Consider the following 15,331-nt stretch of genomic DNA (forward strand, 5'->3'; position numbering starts at 1 on the left):
GGATTCTGTGACAGGGGAGATGGCCTCGCCCTGCCAGCAGCCGGGCAGGCGACACTCTCACCCCAGCGCGTCGAGCAGCATCGAGCGGCGGCGCTGACGCGGCAGCAGCCTGAAGCGCCGCAGCTCCTTGCGCTTCACGCGGCGCTCGATGGCGCTGTGGACGGAGAGCGGCCCCGGCCCGCGCAGCAGCAGGCCGAGCGCGATGGCGCCCAGGGCCAGGTTGAACTCGAAGCCGCCCTTCGTGTTGTCGAAGCCCTTGGGGCCGTGGACCTTGGCCACGGCGACGGCCTGGGTGACGAGCACGGCCAGCGCGGCCGGGCGTGTGGCGATGCCGAGGATGGCGCTCACGCCCGCGAGCAGCTCCGCCACGCCGGTGGCGACGACCCAGGGCTTGCCCGGCTTGAAGCCGAGCTGCTCGAAGAAGCCCGCGTGTTGCTCGGTGCCCTCGGGCCGGAGCTTGGACACGCCGTGGACCAGCATCGTCGACCCGAGCGACAGGCGCGGCGGGAGCAGGGCCGCCGCCTTGAGGATGCTCGGTTGCTCGGTGAGGGTCGCCACGTTCATACCTTGCACTCCTTGTGGGGGCCGGGGCCCGTGAGCGGAAACCTGGGTAGGTTGGGCCCGGCGCGGGCGCATGGCACGCCCCGGCGGTTCCGCCTCCCTTGGCTGGTGGGCATACTGGCGGCCTCACGGGGCCTGACACCTGGGCGCGAGTGGACCTCGCGTCGCAGTGCGGGCCCGGCGTGAATACCCCCTGGTCCGAGGCAGTCACCCCGTCATGTTCCTCCGCTGGCCGCTGCTGTCCCTGTCGCTGTTGGTGTCCACGCCGGTGCTCGCGGAGGACGGCGTCGCCATCCGGGTCCGGTGCTCGGAGAAGTGCACGGTGGTGCTGGATGGGAAGCATGGCTTCCGGGTGAATGACTCCACCTGGGAGTTCAAGGGCATTGCCCCGGGCAACCGGCGCATCGACGCCACGGGGGTGCTGAACCGGCCGCTCGCCGGCAGCTTCGTGTTCATTCCGGACGTGGCGACGGCGGACGTGTTCCTCGCCAGCAACAAGCGCATCATCATCGAGCCCGGCAGCTCCACGATGCCCGGCACGCCGGACTGGGCCGAGCCGAACCCGCCCGCGCCGGCCTCCACGTCCAGGGCGCCGAGCGTGGCCACCGTGAGGTGCCAGGATGACTGCACGGTGCTGCTCGACGGGAAGCGAGGCCTCCGCCGGGACAACCGGACCTGGGAGTTCCGCGACGTGGCGCCGGGTCAGCGCCGCGTGGAGGGCACCGGTGGCTTCTTCAACCAGCAGCAGTTCGTGGACTACGTGGAGATACCGGGCGGCGCGGAGGTCACCCTCTACGGAGACGCCAAGGGCCGGGTGACGCTCACGCGGCAGGAGGACCTGGAGGCGGCGCGGCGGCCCCAGGCGAGCGCCACGATGACGTCCATGGTCCACGTGCGCTGCCCGAAGGCGTGCACCGTGATGATGGACGGACAGCGCCGGGGCACGAGCAACGCGACGAACCTGAGCCTGCGCGACGTGCCGCCTGGAGCGCACGAGCTGGAGGTGGTCTTCACGGTGGGCGGGAAGCCGCGGCGCTCGACGCTGGAGGTCCCCGCGAGCCGCGAGCTGTTCGTCACCGTGTCCGAGGAGCACGGCGTGCAGGTGACGAACACGAAGCCGCTCACGGCCACGCCGTAGGCGCCTGTTCAGGTCCTCTCGGCGAGCGGCGGATCCATCAGCGCCGCCACCTCCGGGGTGTAGCCCCCGGGTCCTTCCCCATGGACGATGAGGGGCGGGCGCACGGCGAGGCCCCGGTCCCTGTCCCGCAGCGCATGCACCAGGAAGCGCGTGGCCGGGGCGCCTACGCGCGCGTGGACGAAGCGCAGCGCGGTGGGGTGGAGCTTCGCCTGGGCCAGCAGGCCGAGGACTTCAGCCACGCGCGCGGCCGGGTACACCAGGCTCACGCCGCCGCCGGGTGCCAACGCGTACCGGGCCGCCGCGACGACGGATTGCGCGTCACAGGCCACCTCTGACTTGGACATGGCGCGCTCGTCATCGGGGCTGCGGACGCCTGCGTCGGCGAGGCGGAAGGGCGGGTTGGAGACGACGTGGGCGTACAGGCCTCCGGGGACATGTTCGCGGATCCGCCGCAGGTCCCCGAGCAGCGGGGTGACGTGGGCCTCGCACGCGTTGAGCGCCACGGCGCGCGTCAGCCGGGCGTGCACAGAGGGTTGGAACTCCAGGGCGTCCACGGGCCCCAGGCCGAACTGCTTCACGAGCAGGAAGGACACCACGCCGCTGCCGGCGCCCAGCTCCAGCATCCGCCCGGGTGTGCCGGCGCCCTCGGTGGCCGCGAAGTGGGCCAGCAGCACGGCGTCCAGCGTGAAGCGGTAGCCCGTCCGCCGCTGGAGCACCCGCACCCCCGCCGTGCCAATGGAGTCGAGCGTTTCGTCCGGGCCGGGCCCCGGCGGCAGGGTGGGTTCAGGCATGGGCTTTCCGCGCTGGGCAGCCGTGTCCCAGACCCGGAGGCTGGTGTCCAGGGCGCGCGCCCAAGCCACCGACCTGACAGGCGGTGCGTCGGTGGTTGGCTGCCGCCATCTTCAATCTATTGACTCTAATACGGCTAGAGCTTCAATAGATTGAAGCATGCCGCGACAGAACCTGACGAGCGACACGGCGCCTCTGGCGGTGGTCCGGGCGGTGGAGCGCCTGGGCCAGAACATCGCGCGGGCGCGGATCCGACGCGGGTTGCGGCAGGTGGATCTCGCGAAGAAGACGGGGCTGGCGCTTGGAACGCTCAAGCGAATCGAAGAGGGCAGTCCCACAACGGGACTCAGCGCCTACTTCACCGTCCTCTGGGCCCTGGGCCTGGAGCAGGAGTTTGACAACCTCGCCGCTCCGGAGCGAGACGAGGAGGGCAAGACGCTCGAGTTGGCACGACAGCCGCAGCGGGTGCGTCTGAAGAAAGGCCTGGATGCGGACTTCTGAAGACCCAACCTGTTTTGTGTACGTCCAACTGCCGGAATCCATGGAGGTCGTCACCTGCGGACGCTTCCAACAACAAGGCGAGGTCGGACGCTTCGTCTACGGCCGGAGCTATCTGGCCAACCCGCGCGCCGTCGAACTGGAGAAGTTCGAATTGCCGCTCCGCCCGGGCACCTTCGAGACAGCCCGACTCGGCGGCATCTTCGGCTCCCTGCGCGACGCCTCTCCGGATGCGTGGGGCCGCAGAGTCATTGAGCGGCAGTTGGAACGTGTGGCCCTGAGCGAGGTTGATTTCCTCCTCAACTCTCCCGAGGACCGCGCGGGGGCGCTGTCATTCGGCACCAGTCCCACGCCGCCCGCGCCCGTCCATCGGTTCAACAAGGTCCTGCGGCTGGACCTGTTGCTTGAAGAGGCAAGGCGCGTCGAACAAGAGCTGCCGCTCTCCGGCGTCCAGGTCAGTGACCTGGTGAACCCCGGCAGTTCCATGGGCGGCGCCCGGCCCAAGAACGTCGTCGAGGATGAAGAAGGCCTGTGGGTCGCCAAGTTCCCGGCCCGAGGCGACCGTTGGAACAACGCGGCGGTCGAAGGGGGCATGCTGAGGCTTGCCCGCGAATGCGGCTTGAAGGCCGCCGTGAGCAAGCGCACGCACGTCGCGGGACAGGACGTATTGCTGGTCCGGCGATTCGACAGGCAGCGGGTCGATGGCGGCTATCACCGGCACCGGATGGTCAGTGCCCTGACCGTCCTGCGTGCCGATGAGCATCCCCAGGACCGCTCGAAGTGGTCCTACATCCTGCTGGCGGATGAGCTGAAGCGGTGGGTCGGCGACCCGGACGAGGACCTGCGCGAGCTGTTCTCGCGGATGGTGTTCAACGCCCTCATCTCGAACGTCGACGACCATCCGAGGAACCACGCACTCATCGCGGCAGGGACGGCGTGGAACCTCTCTCCGGCCTATGACTTGACGCCCTCGCCGCAGGCCAGCCTGGAGCGTCACCTGGCCATGGAAGTCGGCAGCGCGCAGCACCGGCGTGCCACCCGGCTGAATCTCTTGAGTGAGTGCGGCCGCTTCCGGCTTTCGAAAGAGGCCGCCAATCACCTCATCGACACGATGAAGGCCACCGTGACAGCCCGCTGGCGTGGTGCCATCAAGGACTGCGGTGGCACCGACGCGGACGTGACGGCGGTCGAGCGGGCGTTCGACTCCGAGGGCTTCGAGTACACGCATTACAGCGTGTAGACGACCGTCAGCACCGCGTTCGCCCCATCCCGGATGAACAGGTGGCCGCGAAGTGGGCCAGCGGCACGGCGTCCAGGTCGAGGCGAGCCTGCTTGACTGAGAAGTGCCCGCCCGGGACGTTCGGCTCCATCCTTCGGCCCCGAAATCACCTCACCAGCGTGCATTGACGGATAAAAACTCATTTAAATTCAGTAGTTTATACGGATTATACCGATCAAAAATCACTTCACGGATCCTTTCAGGAATCTGTTCATGGCCACCTTGGAACAGTTGCTCGCGGTGCTCGGGCGTCAGGTCGAGGTGAAGGGGGGCGAGCTGGCGACCCAGCTCCGGGTCTCACGCCCGACGGTGTCGCGGCTGCTCGCCTCGGCGGGTCCGAGCGTGTGCCGGATGGGGCAGGGGCCCGCCACGCGCTATGCGCGCGCCCGCTCCATCGCCGCCCTGGGAGAGCAGATACCGCTGTACCGCGTCGGCGAGACGGGCCGTCCCTCCGAAGCAGGCATCCTGTACCCGCTCTGGAACGGGGGCTGCTGGGTCGCGCAAGCAGAGGGGGTGGGGGAGCGGTTCGCCGGGCTCCCGCCCTTCGCCGCCGACATGAGCCCCCAGGGCTATCTGGGCCGAGGCTTCGCGAGTCGTCACCCGGAACTGGGCCTTCCTCCCCGCATCACGGACTGGACGGAGGACCATCAGCTCATCGCGCTGGCGCTCCGAGGCGATGACTGCGTGGGAGATCGCATCATCGGCGCGGCCTCCCTGGACCGTTTTCTGGCCAGCCCGCTTCGGCCAGCCACCGAGGCCCAATACCCGGAGCTCGCCCGCTCATCGATGTCGAGCGAAGCAGGCTCCTCCGCGGGAGGCGAACAGCCCAAGTTCACGGCGTACACGGAAGGGCGCCACGTCCTGGTGAAGTTCGCGGCGAACGATGACGGCGCCGCCGCTCAGCGATGGAGAGAACTCCTCGTGTGCGAAGGCCTGGCACTCGAAGCAGTCCGCGCCGCTGGCATTCCCGCCGCCGCCACGCGCTCCCTCCGCGTGGAGGGCTACCAGTTCCTCGAGGTCGAACGCTTCGACCGCATCGGAGAGCGAGGCCGCAAGGCGCTGCTCTCCCTCAAGGCCATCGACAACGAGTACCTCGGCCATGAAGGCAAGGGGAGCACCTGGACCAGCGCGGCCCACTACCTCCAGCAGAGCCAGTCCATCAGCGACGAGGACGCCCGGCGCATCCGCTGGCTGGACACCTTCGGGCAGCTCACCGGCAACACCGACCGGCACTTCGGCAACCTCTCCTTCTTCGAGGAGGGGCCGAAGCGGTTCAAGCTCGCCCCCGCCTACGACATGCTCCCGATGATGTTCGCCCCCGTGGGCACCACCATCGTCGAGCGCGCCTTCGAGCCCCGGCCTCCCACGTCGGAGACGCTCGACGTCTGGTCCGATGCCGCGCGGCACGCACTCGCCTACTGGACCCGGCTTCTGGAGGCACAGGAACTCAGCCAGGCGTTCCGAGCCCGCTGCGCGCAATGCCGGGACTCGCTCGCCGCGCTGATGCAGCGGACGCCGGTCTGAGCCGGCGTCCGCCAGGAGCGCACTACGGCGTGTAGACGACCGTCAGCACCGCGTTCGCCCCATCCCGGACGAACAGGTACTGCGTGGCCGTCTGCGCCTGGGTGAAGCGCAGCCGAAGCTGCGTCTTCCCCGCCTTGTTGATGGCGGACAGGCCCGCGGCGCTGAAGTCCCCGGAGCGCTTCGCCCCCGCGCTGAACCGCTCGATGCCCGCCACGCTGCTCGCGGCGGCCGCACCCGCCCAGTCCGCGGCCTCCGTGTTCGCCGCGTTGAACGTGCCCGTCTTCACGTCGATGACCAGCGTGTTCCCCGCCGGCGTCGACCACGGGTCTCCCGAGCCCGACGAGTAGGTCACCGTCAGGAACGCCCGCGTCACGGTGGCCCCGTCCGGCAGGCCCGACGTGTCGAAGGACAGGAAGGAGCGGTTGTACTTCCCATCCGTCCCCCGGCCGAGCGCCAGGTTCGTCATGAACCCCAGCGCCGCCGCGCTGCCGTCCGCGTTCGCCTTCAGGTAGCCGTCCTCCGCCGCGATGCTCGTGAACTGCGCCGTCACCGGCGCCGGTGAGCCCGTGTTGCTCACCGTCACCACCGTGTCGTTGTCCGTCGCCTGGTTCCCCGCCGCGTCGAACGCACGCGCGCCCAGCCGGTGCTGCCCGTTGCCCACCGCCGCGCTGTTCCACGCGAAGGCATACGGCGCCTGCGAGTCCGTGGACACCACCTCGCCATCCACCAGGAACTCCACCCGGGTGACGCCCACCGCGTCCGCCGCGTCCGCGGTGACGTTCACCGTGCCACCCACCGTGGCCCCGTTCGCCGGCGCCGTCACGTTGACGGTGGGCGGCGTGGTGTCCCCCGTGGGCTCGCCGCCCCCGTCCAGCAGGCCGAAGAACCGCGCCTGGTGGTAGACGGAGCAGAGATTCACATCGTTCAGGTACGCGCCCACCGCGCCACACGCCGCGGTGCCTGTGCCACCCGGGAACTGGAACTGCGCGTCCATGGCCACCCCGTGGCCCATGCCGGTGAGCTCCCACGTCTCCACCAGCGCGTTGCCCGCGCCGTCCCGGTACACCTTGTGCGGGAAGTTGGACACCGTCTCCACCGTGTCCGGCGTCTGGTCGATGCCATGGACGTTCGTCCACTGCTCCATCGCCTCGGTGAGGTTCATCACGTTCACCGTGTAGTCACTGGTGCCGTGCCAGATGGAGACGCGCGGACGCGGACCCGCGTAGCCCGGGTACGCGCCGCGCACCAGGTCTCCCCACGCGGCCGGCGCGCGATTCACGCCGGGGCTCATGCAATTGAAGCCCGCGGTCATCGACTCGGCGCACCGGTACGGGCCGCCGGAGTGGATGGCGCCCGCGGAGAAGACGTCCGGATACGCGGCCAGCAGCGCCGGCACCATGTACGCACCGGCGGAGAAGCCCGCCACGTACACGCGCGACGGGTCGACGGAGTACGTGGCCTTCATCGTGTCCACCATCTGCTTGATGGACAGCGCCTCGCCCCGGTCCCGGGCGATGTCGCCGGGCTCGAACCAGTTGAAGCAACTGGTCATGTTGTTGCCGCTCTGCTGCTGCGGATAGACGGCGTAGAACTTGTAGACGTCCGCCGCCGCGGACCAGCCGCTGCCCTCCATGCTCGCGGCCCGCTGCGTACAGCCGTGCAGCACCACCACCAGCGGCGCGTTGGCCGGCATGCCGGACGGCACGTGGCGGAACATCTGCAGGTTGCCGGGGTTGCTGCCAAAGCCCGTCACCTGCGTGAGCAGGCGCTGTGGCTGCTCCGCCACCTCGGCCCCGGGCTCCGGCGCCTCCGAAACCGGACCGCCACAGCCCACGAGGCCCGCATACAGCCACGCGGCGAGGGGCACTCCGGCGGACCGCGACCACGGCCAGGAACGGCTGCAACGCTGCTTGAGCATGGTGTCTCCCCGGCCGCCATGGGGGGAGCTGGGCGGCCGCGGGGCGAAACCTGACTCTCCAGACAGTCACTGATTCAAGGCGCGTTGCGTCGCGTCGCGCTGAAACATGAACCAGCATTCACATCACGCACCGCGTCGTGTGGATGGTGAAACATGAGTCACCCCTCAGCGCACGCGGAGCGCCGGGGGCCCAGGGCCACCGGCGTCCTCACGGCGGGGCTCAGCGCGCGGCGCGCTCGGCGGCCAGGCGCTCCGCCACGTCCAGCACCCGGGCCTCCACGCACACGTTGTCCAGGTGGTTGGCCTCCACCAGGCCGGTGGGGCTCGTCACGTTGACCTCGGTGAGATAGGTGCCCAGCACGTCGATGCCCACCAGCCGCAGCCCGCGCTTGACGAGCTCCGGCTTCAGGCGCTCGCAAATCTCCACGTCCCGGGGGGTGAGCACGGCCTTCTGGGGCACGCCGCCGGCGGCCATGTTGCCGCGGTGGTCGTCGTCGGACGGGACGCGCAGCACGCCGCCCACCGGCTCGCCGTCCACCAGGAGGATGCGCTTGTCGCCCTGGCGGCTCTCCGGGATGTACGCCTGCGCCATGACGGCCTCGCGGCCGCCCCGGGTGAGCATGTCCACCGCGGAGCGCGCGTTCCGGTCCGTGGCGGACAGGAAGAGGATGCCCTTGCCCGCGAAGCCATCCACCGGCTTGAGGATGGTGCCCGCCGCGTTGCGCGCGATGAAGTCCAGCAGCACCGGCAGCTCGCTGGTGACGCGCGTGTCTGGCATCAGGTCCGGGTAGCGCAGGGAGAAGAGCTTCTCGTTCGCGTCGCGGATGCCCGCCGGCTCGTTGATGAAGACGGGCGGCGGCCGCGTGCCGCACAGCTCCACGAGCTGCGTGGCGTGCAGGAACTCCGCGTCCACCGGCGGGTCCTTGCGCATGAAGAGCACGTCCAGCGCGGACACCGGGAGCGGGGCCTCGTCGAGGACGTCGAAGTGCCGCCCCGCCTCACGGCGCACGGTGACGTGGCGCATGCGCGCCTCCGCGCAGGTGCCGTTGAAGCGCAACCAGCCCTGCTCGAAGTAGCGCACCTGGTGGCCGCGCTGCTGCGCTTCGAGCATCAGCGCGAACGTGGAGTCGTGGTCCACCCGCACCGACTCGAGCGGGTCCATCAGGAAGCCAATGGTCAGAGAGGCCATGCAGTCCGGAGTGTTGGAAGAGGGGCGCGAAGATAACCAAGTGGCCTGGAACGTGCCCCTCAATCCCGGCGCCGGGCCTCAGCGCTCGGGGATTTCCCCCAGCTTCAGCTTGAAGCGGGTCGTCTCCCCGGCGGTGATGGGCACCATCAGCAAGCGCTTCTTGCCGTCCGGCCCCTTGAGCGTCAGCTCGTGGTTCCCCACGGGCAGGGCCAGGTTGAACATGGGCGTGCGGCCCAGCCGCTTCGCCCCCCGGAAGACCTCCGCCTCCGGCAGCACCACCAGGGTCAGCTTGCCCCGGCCCCTCGCCGCGGGGCGGGCGCTCGCCGTCTCCTTGGGAGGGGCGTCCGCCGCTTCCTCGCCGCCCACGGCCGCCCCCAGGGCCCTCGCGGGCGCCTCCGGGGTGCCGGCGTCGGGGGTGGGCGTGTCATAGCCCGGCACCGGGTAGACGGGCAGGTTCGGGTCATGGCGGGGGAGGGTGCGCAGCGCGCTGGCCGCCTCTTCCTCCACGGTTTCATTCAGCACCTTCGACAGGTGCCAGGCGGCATAGCCACCGCCCACCAGGATGCCCAGCAGCACCAGCCCCCACACCACGTTGGAGGACCTGCTCTCCGGTGCCGGCGGGGTGTCCGGGGCGGCCGCCCTCCGGGGCGCTGGCGCCGCGGGCACCTTGCGCGAGGGCTTGCGCGGCAGGCCCGACACCCCGTTCGACGGCGTGGGGAGGTCCTTGCGCTCGGGGAGGTAGGGCCCGTCGTCGCCGCGCAAGGCGCGCTTCGCGGACGCCAGGATGACGCCGTTGGTGGTGCCGTCCGCGGACTCCAGCATGACGCGCGTGGCGGACATGCGCTCGGCGAACAGCTCCTGCATCAGCGCGGCCCGGTCCGTGGCGTCCAGCAGCAGCCTGCCCGCCGCCGCTTCAATCGCCTTGGCCATGTCCCGGCCGGTGGCGAAGCGCTTCTCGCGGCTGCGCTCCAGCGCCCGCATCACCACCTTGGACACCTCTTCGGGCACGTGCGGGGCCACCGTGGACGGCCAGGGCACGGGCGCGTCGAGAATCTTCATCATCTCATCGCGCTCGTTCCTGCCCGCGAACAGGCGCGCGCCGGTGATGAGCTCGTGCATCATCACCCCGACGGAGAACAAGTCACTGCGGCCGTCCAGCGCCTCGCCCCGCACCTGCTCCGGGGACATGTACCCGGTGGTGCCCTTCACCGTGCCGACGTTGGTGCGCTCCAGGCTGTCCTTCGCCTTGGCGATGCCGAAGTCCAGCAGCTTCACCACGCCGTCGTACGTCACCATGATGTTCTTCTGGGCGACGTCTCGGTGGATGACGGGGCTGGGCGCCCCGGAGGGCGCCGTATAGGTGTGCGCGTAGTGCAGCGCCATGCAGACGTCGCGCGCCACCGACAGCGTGAAGCCCAGCGAGAGCTGGTCATGGCGCTTCAGGCACGCGCCCGTAATCTGGTTCAGGTTCTGCCCGGCGATGAACTCCATGGCCAGGTAGAGCCCGTCATCCTCGCGCCCCAAATCGAACACCTGGGCGATGTTCGGGTGGTTGAAGGCCGCGGTGATGCGCGCCTCGTCCAGGAACATGCGCTCGAACTGCGCGTTGTCCCGCGCGTCCGGCAGCACCCGCTTGATGACCACGTACTTGCGGAAGCCACCCGGCCCGGAGGTGAACCCCAGGAACAGCTCCGCCATGCCGCCCACGGAGAGCTGCGTGACGACCTCATACTTCCCGATGCGCTCGCCCCGATAGAAGTCGATGGGGAAACCCTCCGCCGGCACCCCACTGTCGGGGCGCATCCCGCGCCGGACGATAACAGGCGACAACAGGCCTGTGCGGGCCGGACGTGAGGTGAGGACAGGCCGTCACCCGGGGTGCCTGCCGCGTCCACCGGGAAGCTGTGGATGGCCTGTGGACAGCGGGGGAGCGGCTGTGGAGAAACCCCCGTGTGGATCAACACCTGTGGGTTCCCGGGGATAACCGTCACCTTACCCACATGTAGCAGACTCCAAATTCGTGAGTGTTCCCGCGAGCTTGCTGACTTGTCCCCAAGTCCCGGTCCCCTACTGCCACTACCAATAGATCAATACCTCTATGAACCTTTAGAAGAAGCAGTGGGCGCTGGGGACGAAGTGCCTGTGGAATCTCAAGGCAGCGCCAGGCGCAGCCGTTCGAGCAACGCGGGCAGCCGGGTCAGCAGCTCGCGGTCCATGTCCTCCAGGGCGCCGCGCAGGGCCGCCAGGTCGTCCGGGGCGCGCTCCGCGTTCACCATGCGCTGCAGGACCCGCAGGCGCTGGTTGCGCTGCACCAGGCTGCCCAGGACGTCCTCCAGCTCCTCGGCGAGGACCTCATCCAGGCGCAGGTCGTGGCCGATCAGCTCCCGGAGCTGCTCCACCAGGTACGTGAGGTCCCAGGATTCCGCGTATCCGGCACGGCGCGACATCTCATCCTTGTCCCCGGCGGGCCGCCGGGCTCATTCCAGGGGTTGGGGCCGCAGCAGGCCCACCAGGGTGAGGCGCGAGCGGGACGGCTCCAGCTCCACGCTGACCTGACAGCCGGCCACGTCCAGCCGCAGCGTGTAGGGGAACTCGGGCGGCAACTGGCTCTCCTCCTGCCGGGCCAGGGCGGCCAGGCGGAACAGCTCGGCGAGCAGCTCCTGGCGGGTCTCCGCCGGAAGCCCCTCCACGGCCGCCTGCAGGCCGCGTGGGATGAGCACGGTGAAGGCCTGCGATGACGACGGAACGCACGAGGAGGATGCGGCAGAGGTCATGACGTACCCCGGGTGCCAGAACCGTACCCTTCTCGCTTTCAGGCATTTCGCGCGGTTGCATCCTGTAGCACTGGAACGGCCTGTAAAAAACACTGCCCCGGCACCCGCTGACCCTGAAGTGTTGGGAGGTGGCGCGTCAGGAGGCGGGGGCCGCCACGGGGCCTTCAGGCGCGCGTATAGCCAGGGGGACGGGGGGAGCACGCCATGGCGCACGCGAAGAGGGTGGCCGCCGTCAGTGGCCTCTGGTGGGTGCTGGTGCTGGGGGTGGCGGCCTGCCGGGACGCCCCCTCCCTGTCGGGGGCGGTGGGGCGCCTGCGGCTGTCAGCGCAGCGCGTCGACTTCCCACCGGCCTACCCGGGCACCCGGCGGGAGGCCGAGGTCCGGGTGGTGAATGGCGGCCGGGCCCCGCTGGACGTCACCTGGACGGAGGTGACGCCTCCCTTCTATTTGGAAGCGCCGTTGCCGGCCCAGGTGCTCGTGGGGGAGGTGCCCGTGCGCCTGCGCTTCGCGCCCGAGGCCGAAGGCACCTACGAGGCCACCCTCACCGGCACCGCGTCCGACGGCGGCCAGGTGCGGCTCGTGCTGGCGGGCGAGGCGCGGCCGGTGCCGGAGTGCTTCACGCCCGTGACGTGCGCCACGGCCACCTTCGACCTGGTGGCGGAGGCGTGCGTGGAGTCGCTGCTGCCGGATGGCACCGCGTGCGACCCCGGCAACGCCTGCCTCACCGGCGCCACCTGCCAGGCGGGGCGCTGCCGGGGCGAGGAGCGCGCCTGTGATGACGGCAACGCCTGCACCACGGACGTGTGCCACGTGCTGGACGGGTGCCAGGCGGTGCCGGCGCCCCCCTGCGCGGCGGCGGGGCCCTGCCTGGTGGGCACCTGCGACCCGAAGCGGGGGTGCGTCATGGCCTCCGCGCCGGATGGCACCTTGTGCGGCGGCGCCCGCGACACCTGCGAGGACGTGGACGTGTGCCTGGACGGGGCCTGCGTGAAGCGCGACCTGCCGGAGGGCTTCCCGTGCGCGGCGGCCAGCCCGTGCCAGGCCGCGGGGCAATGCCGCGGCGGCAGGTGCGCGCGGCCGGAGGCCCAACCCCTGACGGTGGACTGGACCTACGACGCCCAGGCGCAAGGGCAGCAGTTGCAGGACCTGCTGGTGGGGCCGGAGGGGGACGTGACGCTGTCGGGCTTCTACGGCACGCCCGTGCTGGACGCGGCGAAGTCACCGGTGCGGGCCTCCAACCCGGCGCGGCGCTGCATGCTGTGGAACGACCGGCTGCTGTGCATGGACATGCCGGTGGACGGGACGGTGTCGCTGCTGGAGCGCACCACCGGGGCGCCGCGGTGGACCTTCACCCTGGGCGACGCGCGGCCGGACTTCCGGGACAGGACGCGGACGCTCTTCCTGGCGCGGCTGGCGGTGATGGCGCCGGACCGGCTGGCGGCCCTCTTCGAGGCCTACCCCGCGGAGGAGCGCAGCGACACGGCGTGCCGCAGGTACTTCCTGGTGGTGCTGGATGCCTTCGGGCACATGGTGTCCGCGCGCGAGCTGACGGACCCGCTGCTGTCCGAGTGCGACCACCCGCACCCCTATGGCCTCGCCTCGGACGCGGTGGGGGACCTCTACGTCGCCTTCGGCCCGACGCGGAACGTGGGCGCGCCGCTGGCCTCGGGGGCGCCCACGCTGCTGATGGCCTTCTCCTCGGACGGGGTGCCGCGCTGGCGGAGGACGGAGTCGCAGCGCGCGGGCGAGCTCGCGGTGGCCAACGGCCTGCTGCTGCCGGAGTGGGGCCTCCAGGCGCTGAGCACCCGGGATGGGACGCCGGTGGGCGCCTCCTTTCCCCAGCAGCTCGGCCGCGTGGTGGCCACCCGCGACGTGGTGGTGCCCAGCGCGCCGGGCACCACGGTGAACGCGGGCACCGCCGGTTCGAGCTCACCCCCCGCCGCCACGCGGCTCACGGGCTTCCGGCTTCCGGACCTGGAGCCGGCGTGGGCGTATTCGCTGAGGGAGGGGCAGCACCTGGCCACCAAGGAGCTCCGGCTGGCCACCTGGCCCGGGGCCGCGGGACTGCCGCCGGAGACGCTGGTGCTGACGCACGCGGTGGCGGCTGACCACCCAGGGCTGCTGGTGGGCGTGCGCGCGCGGGATGGGAGCGAGGCCTTCCAGTGCTCCCTGGACTACGCGCCGCGCACCCTGCCGCAGTTGATGGAGCTGGGGCCCGGCGCCCTGTACCTGATGGAGGGCGCCACGAGCTGCGGTGAGTGCGATCCCCCCTTCGCCAACAGCCAGCCGCGCTTCCTGCGCTTCCGCGCGCCGGGGCTGATGCCCGCGCGTGAGCCCTGGCCCGGCACCTTCGGAGGACCGGGACACGGGCACCATGAGAACACGGTGCGCTGAGCGCGGCCTCTCGCTGTGGAGAACTTGTGGGCGCATCCACCGCCTTGAGCGGCTGCGCGGGCGTAGCGGTTTCCCGCATATCGCGCTGCTTCATGACGCGCCCTGAAAGGAATTCAGTCTGCTGCGCGCCTGCTCACACTCTTCGTGAAGGCGCAACTGCTACGGGTCCTCACCACATCCGGCCTGTCACGGTGCTTGTGAGCGTCAGGACCCGACGGGTGGACAGGCACCGCGCAGCCGATATTCTTCGCCCACCGTAGCGTTGGAGTTCGTGGACGGTATTCCACGGTGCCCACGCGCAGGCCGCCCGGGAAGCAACCCCCTTGTTCCCGGCGCTCGCGTGGAAGGAGTGCGGTTGCCCGGACGACCTTGGAGGTCCGGCGTGCGGCGGCTTCGTGGCATCGTGGGGGGCCCGCTCGGGCCCCGGGTGGAAGTTCCCGGGGCCCGAGAGACCTCGTTCCAGACGTCACTCCAGAGGTTGTTTCAGTCCTTGTAGATGAGCCGCGAGCCGCCGCTGGTGCGCACGTCGCTCTGGCCTGGACGGGAGACGAGCTGGAGGATGCTGCCGCCGGAGGCCTCGCCGGTGACGCGCTCGGAGGCGTCCACCTCCACGCGGGAGCCGCCGCTGGCCTCGGTGTCCAGCGTCTTGACGCCCTTCACGTCCAGGGCGCGCACGGCGGAGCCGCCGCTGGCCTCGGCGTCGAACTCCGTCGCCCGGCCCGCCAGCGTCACCTGGGAGCCGCCGCTGGCCTCGGCCTCGACCTTGCGCGCGTCCACGCCGCGCACGGTGACGATGGCGCCGCCGCTGGCCTCGACGTCGAAGTCCTCCGCGCGCGTGGCGTCCGCCTCCACGTGGCTGCCGCCGCTGGCGCTGATGCCCTCCACGCGCGGGTTGGAGACGTAGAGGCGGACGTTGCCGCCCCGGAACCCGCTGAAGGTCCTCTTGGCCACGCGGGTCTTCAGCGTGCCGTCGTCGTCCACCTCCAACTGGATGCGGGACAGCAGCTCCGCCGGCCCCTCCAGGCGCACGGACTTGGGGCCGACCTTCACCTCGGCGCGGATGCCGTGGCTGACGGACACCTCGTTGAAGTCGGGCACCTCCCGGACGTCACCCCGTCCCTGCGCGGACGCATTGGCCTGGGAGTCCTGGGCGTGGGCGCAGGCACCAAAGAGGAGGAGGGAGGCGACGATTGAGACGCGGGCGGGGGACATGAGCACGCTCCATTGGGAAAGGGGTCCGTGACACGGACTCCGACGTGCTCAAGGT

Annotated in this window: 13 protein-coding genes; 5 read left to right on the forward strand and 8 right to left on the reverse strand. The window is 70.5% G+C overall.

Features of this window, described 5'->3' with window-relative positions; all coding sequences use genetic code 11:
* Positions 1 to 57: 57 nt before the first annotated feature.
* Complete coding sequence (locus MYMAC_RS00080; RefSeq protein WP_095956551.1) at positions 58 to 564, reverse strand: DoxX family protein; 507 nt, start codon at positions 562 to 564, stop codon at positions 58 to 60.
* Positions 565 to 778: 214 nt separating this feature from the next.
* On the opposite strand from MYMAC_RS00080, the gene MYMAC_RS00085 reads away from it, so the two are divergent.
* Positions 779 to 1,699 carry a hypothetical protein gene (locus MYMAC_RS00085; RefSeq protein WP_204817283.1) on the forward strand — a complete coding sequence of 307 codons (921 nt, stop codon included), beginning with the start codon at positions 779 to 781 and terminating at the stop codon, positions 1,697 to 1,699.
* Between the two features lie 8 nt (positions 1,700 to 1,707).
* On the opposite strand, the gene MYMAC_RS00090 is transcribed toward MYMAC_RS00085, so the two are convergent.
* Positions 1,708 to 2,490: a tRNA1(Val) (adenine(37)-N6)-methyltransferase gene (locus tag MYMAC_RS00090; protein ID WP_095956553.1), complete on the reverse strand. Its 783-nt coding sequence runs from the start codon at positions 2,488 to 2,490 to the stop codon at positions 1,708 to 1,710.
* A 157-nt stretch (positions 2,491 to 2,647) separates the two neighbouring features.
* On the opposite strand from MYMAC_RS00090, the gene MYMAC_RS00095 reads away from it, so the two are divergent.
* From MYMAC_RS00095 to yjjJ, 3 genes are all read left to right on the forward strand, one after another.
* Positions 2,648 to 2,989 (forward strand): helix-turn-helix domain-containing protein, encoded by a 342-nt coding sequence (locus MYMAC_RS00095; RefSeq protein WP_095956554.1) that lies wholly within the window; start codon positions 2,648 to 2,650, stop codon positions 2,987 to 2,989.
* Complete coding sequence (locus MYMAC_RS00100) at positions 2,976 to 4,226, forward strand: type II toxin-antitoxin system HipA family toxin (protein WP_239989242.1); 1,251 nt, start codon at positions 2,976 to 2,978, stop codon at positions 4,224 to 4,226. Before MYMAC_RS00095 ends, MYMAC_RS00100 begins: the two co-directional genes overlap by 14 nt.
* A 252-nt stretch (positions 4,227 to 4,478) precedes the next feature.
* Complete coding sequence (gene yjjJ, locus MYMAC_RS00105) at positions 4,479 to 5,789, forward strand: type II toxin-antitoxin system HipA family toxin YjjJ (protein ID WP_095956556.1); 1,311 nt, start codon at positions 4,479 to 4,481, stop codon at positions 5,787 to 5,789.
* A gap of 22 nt (positions 5,790 to 5,811) precedes the next feature.
* Here yjjJ and MYMAC_RS00110 read toward each other — a convergent pair whose 3' ends face one another.
* The 5 genes from MYMAC_RS00110 to MYMAC_RS00130 all read right to left on the reverse strand — a co-directional run bounded on the left by MYMAC_RS00110 (position 5,812) and on the right by MYMAC_RS00130 (position 11,670).
* Complete coding sequence (locus MYMAC_RS00110) at positions 5,812 to 7,707, reverse strand: extracellular catalytic domain type 1 short-chain-length polyhydroxyalkanoate depolymerase (RefSeq protein ID WP_095956557.1); 1,896 nt, start codon at positions 7,705 to 7,707, stop codon at positions 5,812 to 5,814.
* A 220-nt stretch (positions 7,708 to 7,927) separates the two neighbouring features.
* Positions 7,928 to 8,896, reverse strand: a complete 969-nt coding sequence (gene gshB / locus MYMAC_RS00115; protein ID WP_013936811.1) for a glutathione synthase — start codon at positions 8,894 to 8,896, stop codon at positions 7,928 to 7,930.
* A 78-nt stretch (positions 8,897 to 8,974) separates the two neighbouring features.
* Positions 8,975 to 10,699, reverse strand: coding sequence for a serine/threonine-protein kinase (locus MYMAC_RS00120; RefSeq protein ID WP_239989243.1), 1,725 nt, complete (start codon positions 10,697 to 10,699; stop codon positions 8,975 to 8,977).
* Positions 10,700 to 11,046: 347 nt separating this feature from the next.
* Positions 11,047 to 11,343 carry a hypothetical protein gene (locus tag MYMAC_RS00125; RefSeq protein ID WP_013936809.1) on the reverse strand — a complete coding sequence of 99 codons (297 nt, stop codon included), beginning with the start codon at positions 11,341 to 11,343 and terminating at the stop codon, positions 11,047 to 11,049.
* Between the two features lie 30 nt (positions 11,344 to 11,373).
* The gene (locus MYMAC_RS00130) at positions 11,374 to 11,670 is read right to left on the reverse strand and encodes a hypothetical protein (protein ID WP_043709762.1); all 297 of its coding nucleotides are present in this window, start codon (positions 11,668 to 11,670) and stop codon (positions 11,374 to 11,376) included.
* A gap of 204 nt (positions 11,671 to 11,874) precedes the next feature.
* Here MYMAC_RS00130 and MYMAC_RS00135 point away from each other — a divergent pair, with 204 nt between their 5' ends.
* Positions 11,875 to 14,064, forward strand: coding sequence for a tenascin-X (locus tag MYMAC_RS00135; RefSeq protein WP_095956559.1), 2,190 nt, complete (start codon positions 11,875 to 11,877; stop codon positions 14,062 to 14,064).
* Positions 14,065 to 14,547: 483 nt separating this feature from the next.
* On the opposite strand, the gene MYMAC_RS00140 is transcribed toward MYMAC_RS00135, so the two are convergent.
* Complete coding sequence (locus tag MYMAC_RS00140; RefSeq protein ID WP_013936806.1) at positions 14,548 to 15,276, reverse strand: head GIN domain-containing protein; 729 nt, start codon at positions 15,274 to 15,276, stop codon at positions 14,548 to 14,550.
* Positions 15,277 to 15,331: the final 55 nt, after the last annotated feature.

It is taken from the genome of Corallococcus macrosporus DSM 14697 (genome assembly GCF_002305895.1).
Taxonomy (GTDB): Bacteria; Myxococcota; Myxococcia; order Myxococcales; family Myxococcaceae; genus Myxococcus; species Myxococcus macrosporus.